21 protein-coding genes are annotated in these 23,294 nt (G+C 60.3%); 10 read left to right on the forward strand and 11 right to left on the reverse strand.

The genetic code is table 11. From position 1 onward, the window contains the following. Positions 1-72: 72 nt before the first annotated feature. Positions 73-810, reverse strand: coding sequence for a ribonuclease T2 family protein (locus tag AC1DF8_RS02710; protein ID WP_477994914.1), 738 nt, complete (start codon positions 808-810; stop codon positions 73-75). A gap of 169 nt (positions 811-979) precedes the next feature. On the opposite strand from AC1DF8_RS02710, the gene AC1DF8_RS02715 reads away from it, so the two are divergent. From AC1DF8_RS02715 to AC1DF8_RS02730, 4 genes are all read left to right on the forward strand, one after another. Then, positions 980-1,924 carry an alpha/beta fold hydrolase gene (locus tag AC1DF8_RS02715; RefSeq protein ID WP_477994915.1) on the forward strand — a complete coding sequence of 315 codons (945 nt, stop codon included), beginning with the start codon at positions 980-982 and terminating at the stop codon, positions 1,922-1,924. Position 1,925: 1 nt separating this feature from the next. After that, positions 1,926-2,882: a DMT family transporter gene (locus AC1DF8_RS02720; RefSeq protein WP_113204725.1), complete on the forward strand. Its 957-nt coding sequence runs from the start codon at positions 1,926-1,928 to the stop codon at positions 2,880-2,882. Between the two features lie 45 nt (positions 2,883-2,927). Further along, complete coding sequence (gene caiB, locus AC1DF8_RS02725) at positions 2,928-4,127, forward strand: succinate--glutarate CoA-transferase (RefSeq protein WP_477994916.1); 1,200 nt, start codon at positions 2,928-2,930, stop codon at positions 4,125-4,127. A gap of 64 nt (positions 4,128-4,191) precedes the next feature. Next, positions 4,192-5,850, forward strand: a complete 1,659-nt coding sequence (locus tag AC1DF8_RS02730) for a thiamine pyrophosphate-binding protein (RefSeq protein ID WP_113210734.1) — start codon at positions 4,192-4,194, stop codon at positions 5,848-5,850. Between the two features lie 60 nt (positions 5,851-5,910). On the opposite strand, the gene AC1DF8_RS02735 is transcribed toward AC1DF8_RS02730, so the two are convergent. From AC1DF8_RS02735 to AC1DF8_RS02745, 3 genes are all read right to left on the reverse strand, one after another. Next, positions 5,911-6,255 carry a RidA family protein gene (locus AC1DF8_RS02735; protein WP_112969230.1) on the reverse strand — a complete coding sequence of 115 codons (345 nt, stop codon included), beginning with the start codon at positions 6,253-6,255 and terminating at the stop codon, positions 5,911-5,913. A 70-nt stretch (positions 6,256-6,325) separates the two neighbouring features. Further along, on the reverse strand, positions 6,326-6,664 hold the full coding sequence (locus tag AC1DF8_RS02740; protein ID WP_112541227.1) for a protein tyrosine phosphatase family protein: 339 nt from the start codon (positions 6,662-6,664) through the stop codon (positions 6,326-6,328). Between the two features lie 100 nt (positions 6,665-6,764). Then, complete coding sequence (locus AC1DF8_RS02745; protein ID WP_113210736.1) at positions 6,765-7,601, reverse strand: DUF4432 family protein; 837 nt, start codon at positions 7,599-7,601, stop codon at positions 6,765-6,767. 255 nt (positions 7,602-7,856) lie between these two features. Here AC1DF8_RS02745 and AC1DF8_RS02750 point away from each other — a divergent pair, with 255 nt between their 5' ends. Further along, complete coding sequence (locus AC1DF8_RS02750; RefSeq protein ID WP_112541225.1) at positions 7,857-9,242, forward strand: L,D-transpeptidase family protein; 1,386 nt, start codon at positions 7,857-7,859, stop codon at positions 9,240-9,242. A gap of 6 nt (positions 9,243-9,248) precedes the next feature. Here the strand turns inward: AC1DF8_RS02750 and AC1DF8_RS02755 are convergent, their stop codons facing one another. The 7 genes from AC1DF8_RS02755 to AC1DF8_RS02785 form a co-directional block, all read right to left on the reverse strand. Further along, positions 9,249-10,364, reverse strand: coding sequence for a helix-turn-helix transcriptional regulator (locus AC1DF8_RS02755; RefSeq protein WP_477994917.1), 1,116 nt, complete (start codon positions 10,362-10,364; stop codon positions 9,249-9,251). 129 nt (positions 10,365-10,493) lie between these two features. Further along, positions 10,494-11,204: a ParA family protein gene (locus AC1DF8_RS02760; protein ID WP_162709945.1), complete on the reverse strand. Its 711-nt coding sequence runs from the start codon at positions 11,202-11,204 to the stop codon at positions 10,494-10,496. 245 nt (positions 11,205-11,449) lie between these two features. After that, on the reverse strand, positions 11,450-12,604 hold the full coding sequence (locus AC1DF8_RS02765) for an iron-containing alcohol dehydrogenase (protein WP_477994918.1): 1,155 nt from the start codon (positions 12,602-12,604) through the stop codon (positions 11,450-11,452). After that, positions 12,601-13,986 carry an aldehyde dehydrogenase family protein gene (locus AC1DF8_RS02770; protein ID WP_477994919.1) on the reverse strand — a complete coding sequence of 462 codons (1,386 nt, stop codon included), beginning with the start codon at positions 13,984-13,986 and terminating at the stop codon, positions 12,601-12,603. Before AC1DF8_RS02770 ends, AC1DF8_RS02765 begins: the two co-directional genes overlap by 4 nt. 98 nt (positions 13,987-14,084) lie before the next feature. Further along, positions 14,085-15,449, reverse strand: a complete 1,365-nt coding sequence (locus AC1DF8_RS02775; RefSeq protein WP_477994920.1) for a glutamine synthetase family protein — start codon at positions 15,447-15,449, stop codon at positions 14,085-14,087. A 147-nt stretch (positions 15,450-15,596) separates the two neighbouring features. Continuing rightward, positions 15,597-17,144, reverse strand: coding sequence for an amino acid permease (locus tag AC1DF8_RS02780; RefSeq protein ID WP_112541220.1), 1,548 nt, complete (start codon positions 17,142-17,144; stop codon positions 15,597-15,599). A 119-nt stretch (positions 17,145-17,263) separates the two neighbouring features. Next, complete coding sequence (locus tag AC1DF8_RS02785; RefSeq protein WP_477994921.1) at positions 17,264-18,034, reverse strand: N-formylglutamate amidohydrolase; 771 nt, start codon at positions 18,032-18,034, stop codon at positions 17,264-17,266. 177 nt (positions 18,035-18,211) lie between these two features. Here AC1DF8_RS02785 and AC1DF8_RS02790 point away from each other — a divergent pair, with 177 nt between their 5' ends. From AC1DF8_RS02790 to AC1DF8_RS02810, 5 genes are all read left to right on the forward strand, one after another. Continuing rightward, positions 18,212-19,084 (forward strand): MurR/RpiR family transcriptional regulator, encoded by an 873-nt coding sequence (locus AC1DF8_RS02790; RefSeq protein WP_112541219.1) that lies wholly within the window; start codon positions 18,212-18,214, stop codon positions 19,082-19,084. Between the two features lie 189 nt (positions 19,085-19,273). After that, positions 19,274-20,377, forward strand: coding sequence for an ABC transporter substrate-binding protein (locus AC1DF8_RS02795; protein ID WP_113204719.1), 1,104 nt, complete (start codon positions 19,274-19,276; stop codon positions 20,375-20,377). Between the two features lie 70 nt (positions 20,378-20,447). Beyond that, positions 20,448-21,341: an ABC transporter permease gene (locus AC1DF8_RS02800; protein WP_007824097.1), complete on the forward strand. Its 894-nt coding sequence runs from the start codon at positions 20,448-20,450 to the stop codon at positions 21,339-21,341. Further along, positions 21,338-22,126, forward strand: a complete 789-nt coding sequence (locus AC1DF8_RS02805; protein WP_112541217.1) for an ABC transporter permease — start codon at positions 21,338-21,340, stop codon at positions 22,124-22,126. The genes AC1DF8_RS02800 and AC1DF8_RS02805 overlap by 4 nt, the downstream gene beginning before the upstream one ends. 12 nt (positions 22,127-22,138) lie before the next feature. After that, complete coding sequence (locus AC1DF8_RS02810; protein WP_477994922.1) at positions 22,139-23,200, forward strand: ABC transporter ATP-binding protein; 1,062 nt, start codon at positions 22,139-22,141, stop codon at positions 23,198-23,200. Positions 23,201-23,294 lie beyond the last annotated feature (94 nt).

Here is a 23,294-nt window from a genome sequence, read left to right on the forward strand (position 1 = left end):
CGCTATGTAGGCGAAACCACGCCCGCGGGCAACGCCGAAACCCTGTTTCGTCAGGATTTCGGCATGTTTCCGTCAGAAGCCGGCCGCATCCACAAGGCCTTCGTCACAGCCGAAGGACGTCTGCCCTGCTCCCTGGATCAGCCCACCGAGACCCTTCTCCTTCGCTTGGGTCGAAACGGCATCCTGCGAAAGTCCGATCGTCAGCTCGCTGATCACGCGCTTGTTGCCGACGCGCCGGCAGCTCATCTTCACGCGGTCGCTGGCACCGGCCCCAAAGCTCTTGTCGAAAGCCGCCTTGATCGCGTCGGATTTCAGCGTCTTGCCGACATTGGCGGCAAAGAGATCGCGCACCGCCGAAGCGTTTAGATCGCCCATCAGATGGATAGCAGTCGCAAAATAATCATCGGCACTCATCTTGGTGCACGTGCCGTGCTTGATCCATTCATGCCGCTCGAGCCCGGATTGCGTGCCGGGCATTGCCTTGTCGAGAGCGGTCTTCGTCTCGGCCGTAAGGTCTACTGACGGCAGGTCCGTCCACTGGCCGTCCTTGTCGGCGGCCTTCTGCTCGGCGGGCACGCCGCAATAATCCTGGCGCATCGGCCACAGACCGTGGAGAGAAAAATTGGTGGCGTCATAACGCTCGCCGCTCTGCGTGGCGCATTCGGCCTTCTTCTGATTGGTCTGGCAGAATGCCGGCTGCCAGCTTGCGGCGAGAATGAAGCGCGTTCGCCCGCTTTCTTCGGCGGATACGGAGCCGACAGACGATAGCGAGAGGAACAGGATGGAAACCGAGAGTAGAAACTTGACCATTATTAGCCCCGAAATAGTTCCGACAAAGAACAATACAAGAACAAACAAGCACGAAGCTGTGACTTGCGCAACCCTGAATCGCAGCAGGAAGCATGCTTTCTCGTGTATGAGCGACGCCGCAATATTGCATTTGCCTTGATATCTGGTCTTTTGGGCCTGGGAGGAATGCATGTTTTCCGAGACATTGCGGCTTCAAAACGCCGGGGCTTCGCTTGCCTGTCACTACCAGCCTGCAGAAGGACGAGTGCAAGCTATCCTGATGATTTCACACGGGCTTGCCGAACATTCGCGTCGCTACCGGCGCTTTGCCGAGGCCATGGCGGCAAGAGGCTACCACGCTTATGCGCATGACCATCGCGGCCATGGCGAGACAACCGCATCCGATGCGCCGCTCGGCCGCTTTGCGAGACGCAGCGGCATCGAGCACGTCGTCAGCGATATCGCCGCCGTGCACAGCTTCGCCACGGGCCGTCACCCCGGCCTGCCCGTCATTCTGTTCGGTCACTCGATGGGCGGCCTGATCGCACTCAATGCCGCAGCCGATCTTGCCGGCCGTTTCGCCGCTGTCGCCATCTGGAATTCGAATTTCGCCGTTGGCCTTTCCGGCCGCGCCGCGCAGGCGATCCTGCTTGCCGAACGCGCGCTGAAGGGCTCCGACGTGCCGAGCGACATGCTGCCAAGGTTGACATTTTCCGCCTGGGGCAAGTCCGTCCCCAATCATCGGACGGAGTTCGACTGGCTGTCGCGCGATCCGGTCGAGGTCGATGCCTATATCGCCGATCCGCTTTGCGGTTTCGATGCTTCGGTATCGCTGTGGTTGGACGTCTTCGCGCTCACCTTCCGCGGCATCGCGAAGGAACAACTCGCCAGACTGCCGAAGGACATACCGATCCACCTGGTCGGCGGTGGAATGGACCCGGCTACCAACAATGGAAAAGCTGTGCTCTGGCTGTCAGAGCGTTTGAAAAGCCAGGGCTTCTCCCGTATCAGCACTGAGATATATCAGGACATGCGGCATGAGACGCTGAACGAAATCGGCGCCGGCGCGGCAATAGCGGATTTGGCCGACTGGTGCGACGAGGCGATCCGCAACGGTCCGGAGCGAAAGGACTGAGATGACAAGCCCGAGCTATACCCCCCATCAAGCCTCCTCCGAAGTGACCTTCGGCCTGCTTTTCATGCTGCTCTCGGTGCTGATTTCGCCGCTGATCGACATCTTCTCGAAGCTCGCAACGGCAACGATCTCGTCCACCGAGGTCGCCGCCTTCCGCTTTGTCATCCAGTCGCTCACCATGCTGCCTATCGTCTTTCTCCGCGGCGCCAAGATCCAGTTCTCATTGAAGCAGAGCTGGTATCATGCAATCCGCGGCGCCATGGTCACGACGTCGATGATAAGCTTCGTCACCACGCTGAAGGTCATGGCGGTTGCCGATGCGATCGCCATCTTCTTCGTCGAGCCGATCATCCTGACGATCCTCGGCAGCATCTTCCTGAAGGAGACCATCGGCTGGCGCCGCTACAGCGCCTGCGCCGTCGGCTTCCTCGGCGCCATGCTGATCATCCAGCCGAGCTTCGAAGAGGTCGGCTATATCGCGCTTCTTCCTGTCGTCAGCGCCTTCTGTATCGCCGTCTTCGCGCTGATGACACGCGTGCTCTCGCACCGGGAAGATCCCTGGGCCATGCAGTTCCAGACCGGCCTCTGGGGCATCTTCTTCTGCGCCGTCATCCTGTTCTTCGGTTATGGCAGCGGTTCCAACATCATCGACACCACCATGCCCGATCTCCCCGCCTTCGGCTACCTGCTGGGTACGGGCATCGCCGCCGCCATCACCGGCATCCTCGCCGCCTATGCCTATCGCGCCGCACCGGCTTCGACGCTGGCACCGCTGCAATATCTGGAAATCGTTTCGGCCACCGCCTTTGCCTGGCTGGTCTTCGGCGATTTCCCGGATGCACTGAAATGGCTCGGCATCCTCATCGTCATCGCGTCGGGCCTCTACATCATCTGGCGTGAGCAGCGCTTTGCTTCCAAACCCGTATCCGATACATCTGAGGCAACGCGGGCGCCCTGAAATCCGACAGCCATGGGAGAAGCCCGGGAGGAAACTGGGAGGAACATGACGCAGGACGAAAAGAAGAGGCCGCCGCTTGCGGGCATCCGGGTCATCGAACTCGCACGCGTGCTTGCCGGCCCCTGGGCCGGACAGATGCTGGCTGATCTCGGCGCCGACGTGATCAAGGTGGAAAACCCCGATGGCGGTGACGACACCAGGCATTGGGGGCCGCCCTTCGTCGAAGGAGCGGATGGCGAAAATCTCTCGGCCGCCTATTACCATTCCACCAATCGCGGCAAGCGATCCATCACCGCCGATCTCAAGAGCGAGGAAGGCCAGTCGCTGGTGCGCCGCCTCGTCGCCACCGCCGATGTGCTGATCGAGAATTTCAAGCTCGGTGGCCTCGTCAAATATGGTCTCGACTATGACAGCCTGAGAGCGATCAATCCCCGTCTCGTCTACTGCTCCATCACCGGCTTCGGCCAGACCGGCCCCTATGCCAATCTCGCCGGCTACGATTATATCGTTCAGGGCATGTCCGGCTTCATGTCGATCACCGGCGAGCGGGATGGCCAGCCAATGAAGGCGGGTGTGGCAATCGCCGATATCTTCACCGGCATCTATGCGGTCTCGGCGATCGAAGCCGCCCTCATCCATGCGCTGAAGACGGGTGAAGGCCAGCTGATCGACATGGCGCTGCTCGATGTACAATCGGCAGTGCTTGCCAACCAGAACATGAATTACCTGGTCTCCGGCCGCGCGCCCGTGCGCCTCGGCAACGCGCACCCGAATATCTCGCCCTATGAAGTCGTGCCGACGGCTGACGGCTATCTCATCCTTGCGGTCGGCAATGACGGTCAGTTCCGCAGGCTTTGCACCATCCTCGGCCTCGTCATCGGCGATGACGAGAATTTCGCGACAAACAAGGCACGCGTTGCCAACAGGGACGCGGTGCGCCGGATTGTCTCGACCGAAACGCTGAAATGGCAAAAAGCCGATCTCCTGAAAGCTTGCGAAGACAATGCCGTTCCGTCAGGGGCCATCAACACGATCGAGGAAATGTTCGCCGATCCGCAGATTGCCGCGCGCGGCCTGCGCATCGATCTGCCCGATGCCGCAGGCACGGTGATCCCGGGTGTACGCACGCCGGTCGTTCTGTCGGAAACGCCACTGCGTTACGAACGGCCGAGCCCGCGCCTCGGCGAACACAATGAAGAGATTTTGGCCGAACTTCTGCAATGGGAGAGGAAGACATCGCCATGAGGAAAATGGGGCCATGAGGAGAATGGGGCCATGAGGAGAATGGGGCCATGAGGAGGAAGAGGCCATGAAGAGGACAGGCGGACAATTGGTCGTCGAGGCGCTGAAGGCAAACGGCGTCAAACGCCTCTCCTGCGTGCCCGGAGAGAGCTTTCTCGCGGTGCTCGATGCCCTGCACGACAGCGATATCGACGTGATCGTCTGCCGCCAGGAAGGCGGGGCGGCGATGATGGCGGATTGCTGGGGCCGGCTGACCGGCGAGCCCGGCATCTGCATGGTCACCCGCGGCCCCGGTGCGACCAATGCCTCTGCCGGTCTGCATATCGCGAGGCAGGATTCGATCCCGATGATCCTCTTCATCGGCCAGGTCCAGCGGGAGGCGCGCGAGCGCGAAGCTTTCCAGGAGGTCGAATTCCGCCGCGCCTTCACCGAATTCGCCAAATGGGTCGGCGAGATCGATGATGCCGCCCGCATCCCGGAATTCGTCACCCGCGCCTTCGCGATCGCAACATCGGGTCGTCCGGGTCCGGTCGTGCTGACGCTTCCTGAAGATATGTTGCGCGACGAGGTCGAGGCCCCGAAAGCAAGGCGCTACGCGCGCGTCGAAGCCCATCCCGGCCGCAGCCAGATCGACGATCTCTATCTGCGCCTGCTGAAGGCCGAGCGGCCGATGGTCATCCTTGGCGGCACCCGCTGGGATGCTGATGCGGTCGCCGATTTCCAGACCTTTGCCGAGCGCTTCCGCCTGCCGGTCGGCTGTTCCTTCCGCCGGCAGATGCTGTTCGACCACCTGCATCCCTGCTACGCCGGCGATGTCGGCATCGGCATCAATCCGGCGCTGGCAAAGGAGATCAAAGAGAGCGACCTCCTGATCCTGCTCGGTGGCCGCATGTCGGAAATGCCCTCTTCGGGTTATACGCTCATCGATATCCCTTACCCGGCGCAGTCGCTCGTCCACATCCATCCGGATCCGTCGGAGCTTGGCCGCGTCTATCGCCCCGATCTCGCGATCTGCGCCAGCCCCGCCGATTTCATCGCGGCACTCGCCGATCTCGAAGCTCCTGTCGAGCCGCGCTGGGTCGAACGCACCGAGCGCATGCACCAGGCCTATCTCTCATGGTCCAAGCCGCCGGCGACAGGTCCGGGCGCCGTTCATATGGGGCCGATCATGGAATGGTTGGAGGCCAATACCGGGCCAGACACGATCTTCACCAACGGCGCCGGCAATTACGCCACCTGGGTGCACCGCTTCCATCGCTTCCGCCGTTTCAACACACAGGCGGCCCCGACCTCAGGCTCCATGGGCTACGGCCTGCCGGCAGCAGTCGCTGCCAAACAGCTCTTGCCCGACAGGGACGTCATCTGCTTTGCCGGTGATGGCTGCTTCCTGATGCATGGACAGGAATTTGCCACCGCAGTGCGCTACGGCCTGCCGATCATCACGGTCGTGGTAAATAACGGCATCTACGGCACGATCCGCATGCACCAGGAGCGGGAATATCCCGGCCGCGTCAGCGCCACCGATCTCACCAACCCGGATTTTGCCGCCCTTGCCCGCGCCTATGGTGGTCACGGCGAGACGGTGGAAAAAACGGAGGATTTCGCCCCGGCTTTCGAACGCGCGCGCGACAGCGGCAAGCCGGCGATCATCGAGGTCAAGCTCGATCCGGAAGCTATTACGCCGACGCGCACCCTCTCGGAAATCGCCCAAACAAAAAGCCGGTAAGTTCGTGAACCTATCCTGGTTCACACCCTACCGGCTTTGATCTATCGCTCTGCAGCGCTCTTAGTCGAGAGCGGCCGTGACGATGAATTCCACCTTGTACTTCGGCGCAGCCAGCTTGGCTTCGCTGGTGGCACGGGCCGGCGGGTTTGCGGGGTCGATCCAGCCTTCCCAGACGGCGTTCATCTCTGCGAAATAGGCGATATCGGAGAGATAGATGATCGTCTGCAGGATCTTCGACTTGTTGCTGCCGGAAGCGGCGAGCAGACGGTCGACTTCGCCGAGTGCAGACTTGCACTGATCGGCAACGCTTTCGCCTTCGCCGACCTGGCCTGCGAGGTATACGGTGTTGCCGTGGATGACGGCGCCGCTCATGCGGGCACCGATGTCGATACGCTTGATGCTCATCGTGTTCTCCTGTTCATCAAATAAAAGCGCCGCGTTAGCGCGGCGCAGGACTGGTTCGGGTAAAACCGGCTCAGGCGCGGATGTGGTGCGTCTTCTGATAGATCGCCGTCGAGCGCGCGCCGGAGCGGCAATAGCCGAGCATTGGCCGCTCGAATTCGTCGAGCGCGTCGACCATGCCCTGCACGGCCTCCTCGGTCACGCCCATCGGCCCGACCGGCACATGGGTGATCTGCAGGCCGATTTCCTTGGCGCGGGCTTCGATGACGGCAAAGGGCGTCTGGTCAGGGCTTTCGCCATCCGGACGATGGCAGACGATGGACTTGAAGCCGAGTGCCTTGATCTGGTCGAGTTCGTCAACCGTGATCTGGCCGGAAACGGAGTATTCATCGTCGATCTGGCGGATATCCATCGTCTCAATCTCCTCTAAAATGGTGGGCTGAAGGTCTACGACGCGTCCCCTTGGGCGTCAACACGTCTTCGCCGAACGCCCCCGGATTAGGCTAGCAAGCTTAGACGAAGCCGAAACGAAGGCCGTAGCTGCGGCTTTCGCCCGGCTTCAGCCAGTTGAACTCACCGGCCGCCTCCAGCTCATGGCGCAGCACCCAGCGGTGCGACACCGGCTCGATACCGATAATATCAGCCGGCGCCTTCTGGTTCCGCCAGATCTGCAGATGCGGCAGCGTATCGGCGCGCACGCGCACCCTGAGCGTCCTGCCGCCGATCGCGGCAACCGGCCCGAGCCGGACTTCGGCAAGACCATCCTCCGTTGCCGGAGCCTCGACGCAGAAGATGCCGCCCGGCTCCTCGCCGAAGGTCCAGGGAAAACCGCCGCCTTCGAGCATCCTCCCCTCGAGCCGCGTGCCCGCGTCAAGCCATTTGCCGCCGATATTCATGTGGTACATCAGAAAGGTCGGCACCGTTTGGTCGCTCGTATTGACGACGCGATCCTCAAGCGAGACCTCGCCCGTTTCCCCGTCGATCCGCCACAGGCGCTCGATGCGCTGGGGCAGGCCCTCGACCGTGATGATGTCGATATCCGCACGGCATTCGGCATTGCCATTTTCGAACCTCGTCCACAGCACTTTGGCCGCATGGCCGGAGGCAGACCCGTGCAGGGGATAGATCTTGCCGTCCGTCCCGGGAACAGGTTGGCGATGACGAATGTGATCGGGGCCGCAGGTGAAGAGAAAGCCTTCCAGAGAATGGTCGATTCGCGGATCGCCATCGTCGGGGATGGCGCGTTTGGGCGCGATATCGATGCCCTCGACGATGCAGCCGCCGATATCCAGCACCGATCTTTGGTCCAGCATCAGGCGCGGTCCGCGTGCGGCGGCAAATTCGATCATCGGCTTATCCTCCCCGGAATCTTGGCTGCGGTAGGGTTAGGGGGTGCCGTCACCCTAGTCAATGAAGGATAGGAACGGCGATCGGCAGCACCGCAACCATGGACTTCACGGGAACGCCATCTTCGCGCAAGCGTTTATGAGTAAACGCAAAACACCGTTGTTTTTATGTTTTGTTCAGCACGGCTTAAGAAATTCCACACTAGCGTCAAAATTCGCAGGTGTGTGTCTGCCGAGCCACTGATCGAGGTGTGAGACGTGAATCGCTTTATGAAATCGGCCCTTTCCCTTTCGGCCCTACTTTTGGCGCTCGCCGCGTTCACGCCGCAGCAGGCCGACGCGCAGCAATACGGTCGCAACAGAAGCGATATCGTACTGGTGACGCCGACCGGCGAAATCCTCGAATACGTCCCGCCCGGCCGCGGCTTCGTTTACGCCCACGACTATCGCGGCAATCGTGTGCTGATCGACCGCTACGGCAACATCGTCGCGACCGAGATGCGTGCTCGCGGCTACTATTCGCCGCGCACCAATCGGGAAGTCTATAACGACGCCTACAATAACGACCCCTATTATTCCGACGACAACCGCTATGGCGATACGCGCTATTCCGAGCGCGGCCCGGTAACGGGGTCCATCCCGCAGGACGCCTCCATAGAGCGCCGGCCACTCGATCAAGCCTATCCCGGCGATCCGCAGGGCCAGGATGATTATGCAGCGGTCGAGCCCGACCAGCAGATTCCACCCGCCGACGAGCCGCGCGCGGCGCCACAGGATCCTGTGATCACGCTCAAGGACAAGTCCAAGCCTGAGATCGTCGCCCTTCAGGTGTTTCTGGATCGCGCCGGCGTTTCTCCTGGTGTCATCGACGGCCACATGGGCTCCAACGTCACCAAGGCGATCTACGCCTATGAACAGATGACCGGCACGAAGCTTGATCCGAACAATACGGATGCGATCCTCGAAGAACTGCGCATGAATGGCGGCCTGCCGGTCGTCAACTATACCATCACGGACGCGGATGCGGCCGGTCCCTATGTGGCGCAGATACCGGAAGATTATTCACAGAAGGCACTCCTGCCGTCGCTTGCCTATACCACGGTCACGGAAGCGCTCGCCGAGCGCTTCCACATGGACGAGAACTTCCTGAAGGAAATGAACCCCGGCGCGGATTTCACGATCCCGGGCACAGTCATCAAGGTCGTCAATCCCGGCGCGAACAAGACCGGCGCTGTTTCAAAGATCCTCGCCGATAAGGGCCGCAAGCAGGTCTTTGCCTATGACGACGCCGGCAATCTTGTTGCCGCATACCCGGCCTCGATCGGCTCCACCGACACGCCTTCTCCGTCAGGTACCGTGACCGTCGAGCGCGTCGCCTTCAATCCGGGCTACACTTACAATCCGAAGATCAATTTCCAGCAGGGCGCCAACGACAAGATCCTCGATATTCCACCAGGCCCGAATGGCCCGGTTGGTACGGTCTGGATGGCGCTTTCCAAGCCCACCTATGGCATTCACGGCACTCCGGACCCTTCCAGGATCGGTCGCACCCAGAGCCACGGCTGCATCCGCCTGACGAACTGGGATGCGACGGAGCTTGCCAAGATGGTCAAGCCCGGCGTGACGGTCGAATTCGTCGACTGAGGAAATCTATTCGCCCGGTGTTTCTGGCGGGCGCTCACCGAACTGGATCAGACGCAAGAGTTCCACCTGCTTCCTGGCACCGGTCTTCAGATAGACGGACCGCACCTGCGAGCGGATCGTCTCGCGCGAACGGCTGGTTTCGGCAGCCAGGCCTGAAACCGAGCCTCCCGAAACCAGCGCCCTCACGACCCTGATTTCAGCCTGCGTGAGACCGAAATCTCTGCGCAGTTTCTCATCGCTCAGCCCTGCGGAGCTTTGTTTCGGCTCGATCAGGATGGCGACGACAGGTCGCTCGAAGAAGCGTGGCTGGTGGCTCTTCTCAAGCTTGAGCAAGGTGATCTTCCGGCCATCGTCCAGAACCGTCTGCTGACGCTCTGCCTCCTCCTCATGCCGCAGCATCAGTGTGAGACGGTCGTCGGCATCCTGGTCGGCAAGATGCAGCAGTCCGAGCGGTGAAAGCCAGACACCCGCCCCCTGTTCGAGCACCGCCTCTCCGAAGACAGAAGTGGAGACCAGTCGCCGCTCCGAATTCAGCAGCAGCACACCGACGCCAATAGCATCGAACAGCCTCCCGTTGATCTCCGAAACATTCTTCTGTCGGCCGCCGGATTCGACCGCGATGAAGGCGCGCCTCAGATGAGGACCGATCCGTGTCAGAAGCGCAGCGCAGGCCCGGCTCTCATCCGGATCGGTCCAGCGGGTCGTGGTGATCGAAAGATTGAACGACCGGCYGCCCTCCCGCAGGATCGCCATGCCGACGGCGCCGTGACCTTCATGCCGATGCCAGAAGTCGTTGAAGAACTCGGTCCGGGAAAGCTCTGCATAGGATATGAAATCCTCACCGATTGCCCCCTGCCCAGGGGGCGTTCTGTTCAGCCCCGATATCCAGGGGTTCAGCCGGCAATAATAGCGTGTGTAGGTGTCGATCCACGCCTGATCCATATTGATGTGGAATTGCGACGAACCTTCCGCCCGCGCCGCATCATGATAGAAAAGGCTGGTTCCCGCCCCTGGCAGCAGCCCGTTCAACTCCGTCAGAAACGTATCCCATCGCGCTTCACCAAAAACGATCCCGTAAATAGAATCGATAAGTTTGTCGTCGACTTGCTGGCTTATGCTCATGCGTTGCTTCGCGCGTGAAGAGATTTTTACAACCTGATCATCATTACAGCAGTGAGCAAATGTAATTTCAAATAGAAAATGCCCCGGCCGAAGCCGAGGCATCAATTTCCCTACCCCTGTCTATTCTGATCAGGCAGCCCGGCCCATGGCATTCGCCAAGCGAATCGCAACCGGCAGCCGGCCGGGCACCTTGCGAATGATTTCCTCTGCGAAACAGAGAGCGTTTTCACGGGCCTTGTCGAGATTGCTGACACGCGTTGGATCCATCGTATGCAGCGTGCCGCCACAATCGAAGATGTCACGGAAGGCGGAGCGTTCGATGATCGCCGTATCCAGAACCGACACGTGGCGTTCGTTCAACAGGGCCTTGACGAGCTGCAGTGCGCGGGTCGTGACCATGGAGTTAACGCGGGTCAGCACGACCGAATGCCCGATCTTGATGCCGGCCTTCTCCTCCAGATATTGCAGCAGTTCGAGAACCTGGGCGCCGCCACGAGCATCCATGGCGCAGCCCTGGATCGGGATCAGCACATGATCGGAAAGGCCGACTGCCGTTGCCAGCAGCGGGTTGCGCGCGCCGGGCAGGTCGATGATGAAATAATCGGTATTATGTTTGTTTTCGCTGATGTGCTGCGGCAGCGAGGCGGTTGTTACGAAGTCGATGACGCTGATGTTGGGCACATGGCCGGAGATTTCGTGCCAGCGCGAAATCCAGTGCTGCGGGTCGGCATCGAGGATGGTGACACGGTAGCCCTGACGGGCCAATTCGGTTGCAAGCAGCAACACGGCTGTGGTCTTGCCGGCGCCGCCCTTGGTATTTGCGAATGTGATGACTGGCATATTCTTAGTCCTCGAACGGAATGGGCGTGAGCCGGCATCGCTCTTGTTGATCGCACAGTCGGAGCATCGTGCGGTTAACCCATCCTTTCCAATCGTGGTTAACAAATTCTAAACGCGCCCGCCGAAATTGCGGTCCGCATTTTTCACATCATCAAAAATTGGGATGGCCCGAAGCGCGAAAAACAACAAAAAAGCCCGGAAAACCGAGGTTTTCCGGGCCAGTTTAGAGGTCCGCCTTTATCTGTTCAGAAGCAATCCTTAAACAGGGTCTTCGTATTTTCGAGCGTCAATGCAACCGGATTGCCACCAGCACTCGGATCTTCGATCGCCATTGCGGCCAGTTCGTCGATCCGGTCGGGGGTGATTCCCATCGCAGTGAGATTGTCGGGCACGCCGAGTTCGGAGCGCAGCTTCAGCACGTAGTCGTAGAAGCCGTCGAAACCGCCGGATATGCCGAGATAGGCAGCCGCACGCGCAATCTTCTCTTCAATGGCCGAGCGGTTGAAGCGCAGCACCGCGGGCATGACGACGGCATTGGTCATGCCGTGATGGGTATTGTAAACCGCCCCGATCGGATGCGAGAGCGCGTGAATGGCGCCAAGCCCCTTCTGGAAGGCGACAGCGCCCATGGCGGCTGCCGACATCATGTTGGCGCGGGCTTCCAGATCCGTACCTTCCTTGTAGGCGCGCGGCAGGAATTCCTTGACGAGGCGCATGCCTTCCAGCGCGATGCCGGCTGACATCGGGTGATAGAAAGGCGAAGAATAGGCTTCCAGGCAGTGCGCGAAGGCATCCATGCCGGTGCCGGCCGTGATGATCTTCGGCATGCCGACCGTCAGTTCCGGATCGGCGATGACGACGCCCGGCAGGAACTTCGGATGGAAGATGATCTTCTTCACATGCGTTGCGGAATTGGTGATGACGCTGGCACGACCGACTTCCGAACCGGTGCCCGCCGTCGTCGGCACGGCAACGATCGGCGCGATGCCTGCGACATCAGCCCGCGTCCACCAGTCACCGATATCCTCGAAATCCCAGACGGGGCGCGTCTGGCCGACCATGAAGGCCACGCACTTGCCGAGATCGAGGCCCGAACCGCCGCCGAAAGCGACGACGCCGTCATGGCCGCCGTCGCGGAAGGCCTTGATGCCGGCTTCGAGGTTCTTCTCATTCGGATTCGGATCGACATCGGCAAAGATCGCCCGGCCGAGGCCGGCATCTTCTAGAATGTCGAGCGCGTTCTTGGTGATCGCCATCGCGGCGAGGCCGCGGTCGGTGACGAGCAGCGGCTTCTTCATGCCGAGGCTCTTGCAGGCGTCTGCGAGTTCCTTGATGCGTCCGCGGCCGAGCTTGACGGATGTCGGGTAGCTCCAGTTGGCGGTGATGTTGGCGCTGCTCATGCTGTGACTTTCTTCAGGTGGTAGGATTTCGGGCGCGTCAGATTGTGGAAGCCGATGATCGACAACGAGCCGCCGCGACCGGTTTCCTTGACGCCGGTCCAGCAGAGAGCCGGATCGAGATAATCGGCGCGGTTCATGAAGACGGTGCCGGTTTCGATGTCGCGGCCGAGCCGCCCTGCCCGCTCCGCATCCTTGGTCCAGAGCGAGGCCGTCAGCCCGTACTGGCTGTCATTCATCAGCGCCAGCGCCTCATCGTCATTCTTCACCTTCATGATGCCGACGGCCGGGCCGAAGGTTTCTTCGCGCATGAAGGCCATGGAATGATCGACATTGACGAGGATCTGCGGGGCGAGATAGGCGCCGCCGTCATCGGCCGGGAAGAGCTTGGGATCGACGAGCGCCTTGGCGCCCTTGGCAACCGCGCCGGCGATCTGTTCGCGCACCACCTTGGCGAAGCGCTTGTGCGCCATCGGGCCGAGCGATGTCTCCGGATCGAGCGGATTGCCGAGCTTGTAGTTCGAAACCCAGGCAACCGACTTCTCGACGAAGGCGTCATAGAGCGATTCATGCACATAGATGCGCTCGATGCCGCAGCAGCACTGACCGGAATTATAGGTCGCGCCGTCCATCAGCGTATCGACGGCCGCGTCGAGATCCGCATCTTCCATCACATAGCCCGGATCCTTGCCGCCGAGCTCGAGGCCGAGACCGGTAAAGGTACCGGCCGCAGCGCGCTCCATCGAGCGGCCGCCTTCGACCGAACCGGTGAAATTGACGAAGTTGAAGCTGCCGGCGGCGATCAGCGCCGAGGTCGTCTCATGGTCGAGGAAAACGTTCTGGAACACATCCTCGGGAACACCGGCCTCGACGAAGGCCTGCACTAGCCGCTCGCCGACGAGCAGCGTCTGCGAGGCATGCTTGAGCACGACGGTATTGCCCGCCATCAGCGCCGGCGCGATCGTGTTGATCGCCGTCATGTAGGGGTAGTTCCAGGGAGCGACGACGAAAACGACGCCATGTGCTTCGCGTTCGATGCGGCGCTCGAACTTGTCGCTCTCTTCGACGACCAGCGGCGCCAGGGCGTCGGCTGCGATCGAGGCGACATAGTTGGAACGCTCGTTGAAGCCGCGATATTCGCCGCCATACTTGATCGGCCGGCCCATCTGCCAGGCAAGCTCGGGCACGACGACATCGGACATCTCGTTGAGACGGGCGACGCCCTTCAGCACCAGCTGAACACGATCTTCGAGCGGGCGCCTGGCCCAGGCCTTCTGCGCCTTGCGCGCACGCGCAACGGCTTCCTTCGCCGCTTCAAGCGAAAGCGCCGGACGCTCCGCATAAACAGAGCCGTCGATCGGCGAAATGCATTGGATCATTGTCATGATCTGAATCCTGTTTTCTTCTGAGCCGCAGGGAAAGACACCATGACCGATCCCCCACAAGGAATCCGGTCAGGCGGTTTTCCGCTTCGGATATGTTCTTAAGCTCTCTCGAAGCCGCGCGCCACTTCCCAATCGGTGATGCGGCGGTCGTATTCTTCCTGCTCCCATTCGGCAGCGCGGGTATAGTGATCGATGACATCATCACCGAAGGCTGTGCGCAGCATTTCCGATTCCGTCATCGCCTTGGTCGCAGCCCGCAGCGTACGCGGGATTTCGCGGATATCCTTGCCGAAATAGGCGTCACCCACGTAGGGCGCCTCCAGTTCCAGCTTCTTCTCGATGCCGTCGATACCAGCGGCAAGGAGGGCCGCGAAGGCAAGGTAAGGATTGAGGTCGGAGCCGCCGACACGGCATTCGATACGGATCCCCTTGGTCTCCTCGCCGCAGAGGCGGTAGCCGGCCGTACGATTATCCTTGCTCCAGACGGCCTTGGTGGGCGCGAACGTGCCGGCCATGAAGCGCTTGTAGGAATTGATATAGGGCGCCAGGAAATAGGTGATCTCGCTCGCATGGCTGAGCAGCCCGGCAATATAGTGCTGCATCAGCGGCGACATGCCGTGATGGCCGGTATGATCGAAGAAGAGCGGCTTTTCTTCGAGACTCCAGAGTGACTGATGGATATGCGATGAGCTGCCGGCGGCATTGTAGTGCCACTTGGCGAGGAAGGTGATCGCCTTGCCCTTCGACCAGGCGATTTCCTTGCAGCCGTTCTTGATGATCGCATGGCGGTCGGCCATGGCGAGTGCATCGGCATAACGCACGTTGATTTCTTCCTGGCCGGCGGACGCCTCGCCCTTGGAATTTTCGACCGGAATGCCGGCTCCCTGCAGGCCCTTGCGGATCGCCCGCATGACCTCTTCTTCCTTGGTCGTCTGGAAGATGTGGTAGTCTTCATTATAGGCGCTGGCGAGTTTCAGGTTGCGATAACCCGACGCCTGCGCCGCCTCATAGGTCTGGTCGAAGAGGAAGAATTCGAGTTCGGAGGCCATGTAGGCCTTCATCCCCATATCTTCGAGCCGCTTGACCTGCTTCTTCAGGATCGCGCGGGGCGAATGGGCCACTTCCTCATGCGTATGATGATCCAGCACGTCGCAGAGAACGAGCGCTGTGCCTTCGAGCCAGGGAATGACCCGCAGCGTCGAAAGATCGGGCTTCATCGTGTAGTCGCCATAGCCCTTTTCCCAGCTGGTCGCCTTGTAGCCGGAAACGGTTTCCATCTCCATATCGGTCGCCTGCAGGTAGTTGCAGCTGTGCGTTTCCTTCCAGGCGCTTTCGAGGAAGAATTCGGCCTGGAAACGCTTGCCCATCAGGCGCCCCTGCATGTCCACCTGGCAGGCCAGCACCGTATCGATGCGCCCGTCGGCAACGTCCTGTCTGAGATCGTCGAGAGTATAGTTGCTCATGATGTATCCGCCTGAAATTGAAACCGGGAAATCGGGACAACGAAACGGCATGCAACCGCCGGGATCAACCCACCCGATGCCTTTTCGTTGAACCGTGAGGGGGCCGCGTGACGCGGCCCCGCCATGTGAGAGGGAAGCCTTGATCTATCAGTGTTCGCCGACAGCCTTTTCGGCCGCTGCGATTTCGGCCTGGCGTCGCGCCACTTCCTCGCCGATCGGCGGCCCCTTGAAGCGGCGGCTTTCGAAGCCGAACCAGACAATGCCGGTCAGAACCAGGAAGCCGACCGTCACATAGAGTGCCGGTCCGTTCGGCGGTTGAATGCCGAGCACGAAGATCAGGATCATCGCGAGGATCGAGAGAACCGCGAAGAGCTTGAACATGCCTTCGCCGAGGTTCCACGGACCCATCTTGTCCCACTTCGACGTGCCCCAGGCAAAGAGGCCGAGCGCGATCGGGATCGCGAAGGAGAAGAACAGGAAGATGACCGTGCAGGATACGACGATCGTGTAAACCGGCGTCTCGCCGATCGAAACGAGCGACGAGCCCCAGACGAAGAGCACCGAGAGGATAGAGCCCGTCCAGATGGCGGCAACCGGCGTGCGGTAGTTCGGGCTGACCTTCGACAGTCCCTTCGATGCCGGCAGTCCGCCGTCACGCGAGAAGGCGAAGATCATGCGCGAGACCGAAGTGACGGTCGCAAGACCGCACAGCCACTGACTGATGAGGATCGCGAAGTAGAGAATGTCCTTCACGGTCGAATTGACCTGCGTGTCCATCGCCCAGAAGAACACGTTCCAGCCCTGCTTTGCAGCATCGTCCATGTTCGGCAGCATGAGCACGAAGGAGCACAGCATGATGTAGCCGAAGAGCGCTGACCAGAGGACAGAAGAGACCATACCGCGCGGAACGGAATGCGCCGCCTTGACCGTTTCTTCGGACGTATGGGCCGAGGCGTCATAGCCGGTGATCGTATAGATCGGCAGCAGCAGGCCGAGCAGGAAGACCCAGAGGCCCGAGGTCGAGGGCCAGACATTGCCGCCCGCTTCGCCCGAATAGTTGGCGAAGGTGAAGAGCCGGCCGAACTCGTAAGACGGCGCCGAAATCAGGCACACCGCGGCAAGCGCGATAGAGGTCGCGAAGATGAGATAGCCCGAGAAATCGGTGAGCTTGGCCGTGAGGCCGATACCCATATGGTTCACGAGGGCCTGCGCGCCGGTGATGATCACCAGGAAGACGATGCGCACCGTCGTCGTGTCCGTCAGGCCGAGATAGCTCGTGCCGAACGTGCCCATGAAGAAATAATAGGTACCGACATTGATGGCGCCGAGAACGGTGACGAGGCCGAGCAGGTTGAACCAGGCGGTCAGCCAGCCGGTGAAGCGGTTGCCGAGGATCGAACCCCAGTGATAGAGCCCGCCTGCCGTCGGATAGGCGGAGCTGATCTGCGCCATCGCAACGGCGAACACCAGCGAGACGAAGCAGCCGAGCGGCCAGCCGATACCGATCGCGGCACCGCCTGCACCCGCGGTTGCCTGCGCGAGCGAGTTGATGCCGCCCGACAGGATGCAGATGATCGAGAAGGATACGGCAAAGTTCGAGAACGAGCTCATGCGTCGTTCAAGTTCCTGGGCATAGCCCATGGAATGCAGGATGCTCATATCCTGCTTCTTATCATTTTCGGAATAGTCCGACATGACTTCCCCCTGTTGACAATCGCCCGCGGAATTGCGGCCGATCCTGTGCCAAAAGTGCCCGTGGCTTTTCGCCTTGCGGGCTGTTCGCAGTTAAACTGCTCCCCGGGGTCTTCTTTTATTCAGGCATCCAGACTCTGCTGGAGAAGCCTTGTGAGATAGTCGGCCACGACCCCTTGGCCGGTATCTTCACTGATAAGGTCGTTAGGGACCTCGATCATGACATTGCGAAGCCCATTGGAAATGCCGTGCAGGATCAGCGTGTGGGTCACGCCATCAGYAGGCCCGTAGGGTTCGTTGCGTTCTGTACGATAAAGCGGCGCCTCGGCCGCAAAATCCAGCATGCGGTCGGCAAGACGGCTGTCCTCGTCATGGAGGATGCCGAGTTCGACGGCGCGCTGCTTTCCATTATAGACCGGAGTGAAGCTGTGGATCGTCACGATGACGCTATCCTGCCCCCTCGCCTGCCGATCCCGGATCAAGGCGCGCACGCCGTCATGGAACGGCAGGTAGAGAGCCTCCGTGCGGGCCAGGCGCTCGCCCTCACTCAAATCCTTGTTACCTGGAATCGCATAAATCTCGCTGACCTCGGGCATGGCGCCCGGCGAGCTCGGCGGCCGATTGCAGTCATAGATCAGGCGCGAGAAGCGCTGGTAGATGAGCGTCGCATCGAGCGCTGCGGAAATGGCGCGCGCAACCGCAAGCGCGCCCGGATCCCAGGCGATATGGCTGGAAAGCGCTTCCTCGGAGAGGCCCAGATCGCCGAAATGTTCAGGAAGCGTGCGCGATGCATGCTCGCAGATAAGCAGCACGGGGCTCTTGCCGTGGACACGCTCGATTGCAACGCAATCGCCGTCCGCCTCGCTGAGAATTTTGGCCTGAGCCAGCACCAACGGCGCTTCCCCCATCGCTTAATAAATTCTTTACAAGAAAAGAATTCTTCAGCTTCACCGCAGTGTCAAGCGCACTCTGAAAATTTCTTTTCATGACAGTTATTGACATGGATTGTGACAGCGTTGTTAACTTTCAGTGGGAAAGTGGCACTAGACCATCCCGGGGAGCAAAATCACGTGAGTGTCGCGGCAAAGACCGTTTCGGACGTCATTCATTCGCATTTCGGCGTGCTCACGCGCGCCGAGAAGCAATTGGCTGAAAGCCTTCTCGACAACTATCCCGTCTCAGGTCTCGGCAGCATCACGACCATCGCTGAAAATGCCGGCGTTTCCACGCCGACAGTCGTGCGCATGGTCCAGAAGCTCGGCTACAAGGGCTATCCGGATTTCCAGCAGCATCTGCATCAGGAAGTCGAGGCGACGATCTCCAACCCGATCGCCAAGCACGACCGCTGGGCCCAGAACGCACCAGGCACCCATATATTGAACCGCTTCGCCGATGCCATCATGGGCAATCTGCGGCAGACGCTCTCCGATCTCGATACAGCGACGTTCGACAATGTCGCCACCCTGCTCTCGGATCGCAAGCGCACGCTCTATTTCGTCGGCGGACGCATCACCGGCGCGCTGGCCGAATACTTCTTTACCCATATGCAGGTCATCCGCCCGAACACGGCGCTGCTGTCGTCCAATTCGTCGAGCTGGCCCCAATACGTCCTCAACATGAACCCGGGCGATCTCCTCATCATCTTCGATATCCGCCGCTACGAGCAGGAGATGGTGAGCCTGGCCACCGCCGCCCGCAAGCGCGGCGCCGAAATCATAGTCTTCACCGACCAATGGGCCTCACCCGCCGCCAAGCTCGCACGGCACGTCTTCCGCGTGCAGATCGAGGCGCCGTCGGCCTGGGATTCCTCCGTCGTGACACTCTTCATTGTCGAGGCGCTCATCGAAGCGGTGCAGAACTCGACCTGGGACGAAACGAAGGAACGCATGAAAACGCTGGAAGGCCTGTTCGAACAAACCCGGCTTTTCCGCAAACCCGGTTAGGAGGGACAGCTAAAAAAAGGGCAAAAACAATGGCGGCTTTCGCGGAAACAGGACAGCCTGTCGCAAATGAAACATTTGCCGCAAGCGACTGCTATTCATAGAAAAATTAACGTCATGCAACTGTCACACAAGCTTCATCTAACGACAGTAACAGCACATCGGACACTGAAAACCTGAAGGAGAACAACAGTGATCTCTAACATTTCTCGACTGCTTTCGCTTTCTACTGCGATGATCGTAGCTTCGACTGCGATCGCAGCCGCTGAACCGAGCGCCGATCTTATCGCTGCCGCCAAGAAGGAAGGCACGCTGACGACGATCGCTCTCCCGCATGACTGGTGCGGCTACGGCGATGTTATCGCAGGCTTCAAGGCGAAGTACGGTATCGAAGTCAACGAACTGAACCCGGACGCCGGTTCGGGCGACGAAATCGAAGCCATCAAGGCCAACAAGGGCAACACCGGCCCGCAGGCTCCTGACGTGATCGACGTTGGCCTCTCCTTCGGCCCGTCTGCAAAGGCTGAAGGCCTGATCCAGCCCTACAAGGTTTCCACCTGGGACTCTATCCCGGACACCGCCAAGGACGCCGACGGCTTCTGGTATGGCGATTATTACGGCGTTCTCTCCTTCCTCATCAACAAGGATCTCGTCAAGGAATCCCCGGCTGATTGGGCTGACCTTCTGAAGAGCGATTACGCAAACTCGGTTGCCCTCGCCGGCGACCCGCGCACCGCCAACCAGGCAGTTCAGGGCGTTTACGCGGCCGGTCTGTCGCGCAGCAATGGCGATGCGGCAAAGGCTGGCGAGGAAGGTCTCAAGTTCTTCGCCGAACTGAACAAGGCCGGCAACTTCGTACCGGTTACGGGTAAGGCCGCACCGTTTGCACAGGGCTCGACGCCGATCATCATCTCCTGGGACTACAATGCTCTGTCCTGGGGTGAGAGCCTGAAGGGCAACCCTCCGTTTGAAGTCGTCGTTCCGAAGACGGGCGTTGTCGCAGGCGTGTACGTTCAGGCGATCTCCGCCTTCGCACCGCATCCGAACGCTGCCAAGCTCTGGATGGAATATCTTTACTCGGACGAAGGTCAGATCGGCTGGCTGAAGGGCTATTGCCATCCGATCCGCTTCAACGATCTTGCCAAGAACAACAAGATCCCGAAGGAACTCCTCGACAAGCTGCCGCCGGCAGCGGCCTATGAAAAGGCTGTTTTCCCGACTCTTGAGGAACAGGCTGCCGGCAAGGAAGCCATCAGCAAGAACTGGGATTCTGTCGTCGGCGCCATCGTCAAGTAACACCTGATCCTGCCTCCTCGCCTCAGGGCGGGGAGGTTTTCTCACTCCGACGCCCCAGGATGAGCTTTCCATGAGTACCGTTTCAACACCTATGGTAAGCAGCGCCCCCTTGATCAACAAAGACCGCGTGATCGACTGGCTGGGCATTGCACCCTTCATTATTTTTTCACTACTGTTCCTGATTATCCCCACGCTTTATCTCGTGGCGGGCGCGTTCTTGACGCCCGAGGGCGAACTCACGCTGAAGAATATCGGCGATCTCTTTACGCCATCCATTTTGAGCGCTTACTGGATCAGTATCCGCGTCTCGGTGGCGTCCGCCCTTGGCGGCGCCCTGATCGGTTTTTTCCTCGCCTGGGCCGTCGTGCTCGGCGGCCTGCCGAACTCGGTGCGCTCGACGCTTCTGACATTCTCCGGCGTAGCCTCGAATTTCGCCGGGGTACCGCTCGCCTTCGCCTTTCTCGCAACGCTCGGCCGCACCGGCCTTGTGACCCTCTTCCTGCGCGACTGGTTCGGCTTCAACCTTTACGGCACCGGCTTCAACCTCCTCTCGTTCTTCGGCCTCACCATCACCTACATGTATTTCCAGATCCCGCTGATGGTGCTGATCCTGACGCCGGCGTTGGACGGTATGAAGAAGGAATGGCGCGAAGCCTCTGAAATTCTCGGCGCTACCAACCGTCAATATTGGACGATGGTTGCCCTGCCGATCCTCTGGCCGAGCCTGCTCGGTACCACGCTGCTGCTCTTTGCCAACGCTTTCGGCGCCATCGCCACCGCCTTCGCGCTGACCGGCAGTTCACTGAACATCGTGCCGATCCTGCTCTATGCGCAGATCCGCGGCGACGTTCTGCACAATGCCAACCTCGGTTACGCGATCGCGCTCGGCATGATCGTCATAACTGGCGTATCCAATGTCCTTTATCTCATGCTGCGCATGCGCGCCGAACGGTGGCAGAAATGAAAGCTCAACGTCTCGGAGCCTGGATCGCCATCATTCTCGGCGCGTCCTATTTCATCATCCCGCTGATCGGCACGATCGAATTCTCGCTGCGCATGCGCCGCGGCACCTATAGCTTCGATGCCTATCAGTCAGTCTTCTCGGACGCTCAGTTCCGCGAGACCTTCGGCTACTCCATGGGAATGGCGTTTCTGACCATCATCTTCGGCATGCTGCTCGTCGTGCCGACAGCCTACTGGGTGCGGCTGCGCCTACCGCAGATGCGTCCGGTCGTCGAATTCATCACGCTGCTACCGCTCGTCATTCCGGCGATTGTCATCGTTTTCGGCTACCTCAGGATGTACAATTCGTCGTCCTATCTGCCGCTGACGAATTCGTCGATGGGCACCAACGTCCTGCTGGTTTTCTCTTACATCACCTTGTCGCTGCCCTACATGTACCGCGCGGTCGATACAGCCATGCGCGCCATCGACGTCCGCACACTGACGGAGGCGGCTGAAAGCCTCGGCGCTCGCTGGACCACCATCATGTTCAAGTGCATTTTCCCGAATGTCATGAGCGGCGTGCTCTCGGGCGCTTTCATCACGCTCGCGATCGTCATGGGCGAATTCACCTTCGCCGCGCTCCTCAACCGTCCGGCCTTTGGCCCCTATCTGCAGCTCGTCGGCGCCAACAAGGCTTATGAGCCTTCTGCGCTCGCCGTTATCGCATTTTCGATCACCTGGCTCAGCATGGGCCTGCTCAATCTCGTTTCGCGCTTTGGCAAAGCCCGCCCGGCTAAAGCATAAGGTATTTGGCTCATGTCCTTTCTTACGCTGACCAACATTCAGAAATCCTTCGGCCAGACCCAGGTCGTCAAGAACTTCAACATGAACATCGAGAAAGGGGAATTCGTTTCCTTCCTCGGCCCGTCGGGCTGCGGCAAGACGACCGTGCTGCGCATGATCGCCGGTTTCGAGACGCCGACCGGCGGCACGCTGACGATCAACGGCAAGGACCAGCGCGCCCTGAAGCCGAACCAGCGCAACATCGGCATGGTCTTCCAGGCCTACGCCCTTTTTCCGAACATGACGGTGCATGACAACGTCGCTTTCGGCATGAAGGTCGCGGGCGCTGCGAAGTCGGAGATTGACAAGCGCGTCAAGGAAATGCTCGGCCTGATCAAGCTCGATCACCTGGCGGACCGCTTCCCCTACCAGATGTCGGGCGGCCAGCAGCAGCGCGTCGCACTTGCCCGCGCCCTTGCGGTCAAGCCGCAGGTTCTGCTGCTCGACGAACCGCTCTCGGCGCTCGATGCCAAGATCCGCGTGTCGCTGCGCGAGGAAATCCGCCAGATCCAGCAGTCGCTTGGCATCACCACGGTTTTCGTCACGCACGACCAGGAAGAAGCGCTCTCGATCTCCGACCGCATCGTCGTCATGAACGGCGGCAAGGCCGACCAGATCGGCACGCCCTTCGAAATCTACAACACGCCGGCAACGCGCTTCGTCGCCTCCTTCGTCGGCACGCTGAACCTCATCGAAGCCAAGGTCGTCGATCCCGACAGCAACCGCATCCAGATCGGCGATCAGGGCATCACGCTGAAACAGTCGGTCCAGACCTACAAGGCTGGCGACACCGTTCAGCTTGCGCTCCGTCCGGAAGCCGGTTCGCTCGCCGAAGGCGCCCAGAGCGACACCGCCCTGACCGGCGAGGTCGTATCTGCCCACTTCCTGGGTTCGGTCATCCGCACCCGCATGAATGTCGGCGGCAACGTGATCTCCTTCGACATGTTCAACAGCCCCGGCGTCAGGCCGCCGGCCGCTGGCGAGACCGTGACGCTCCGCTTCATGGCCGCCGACCTGCTCGTCATCCGCGACTGATCGAGACGGACTGAAACAAACGAAGGCGCCGCAACGCGGCGCCTTTTGCATGCCTGCTACCTATTTTTCATGAGCCCCTGCCCCTCCGAATATC

It is taken from the genome of Rhizobium sp. 05N49, from assembly GCF_056396805.1.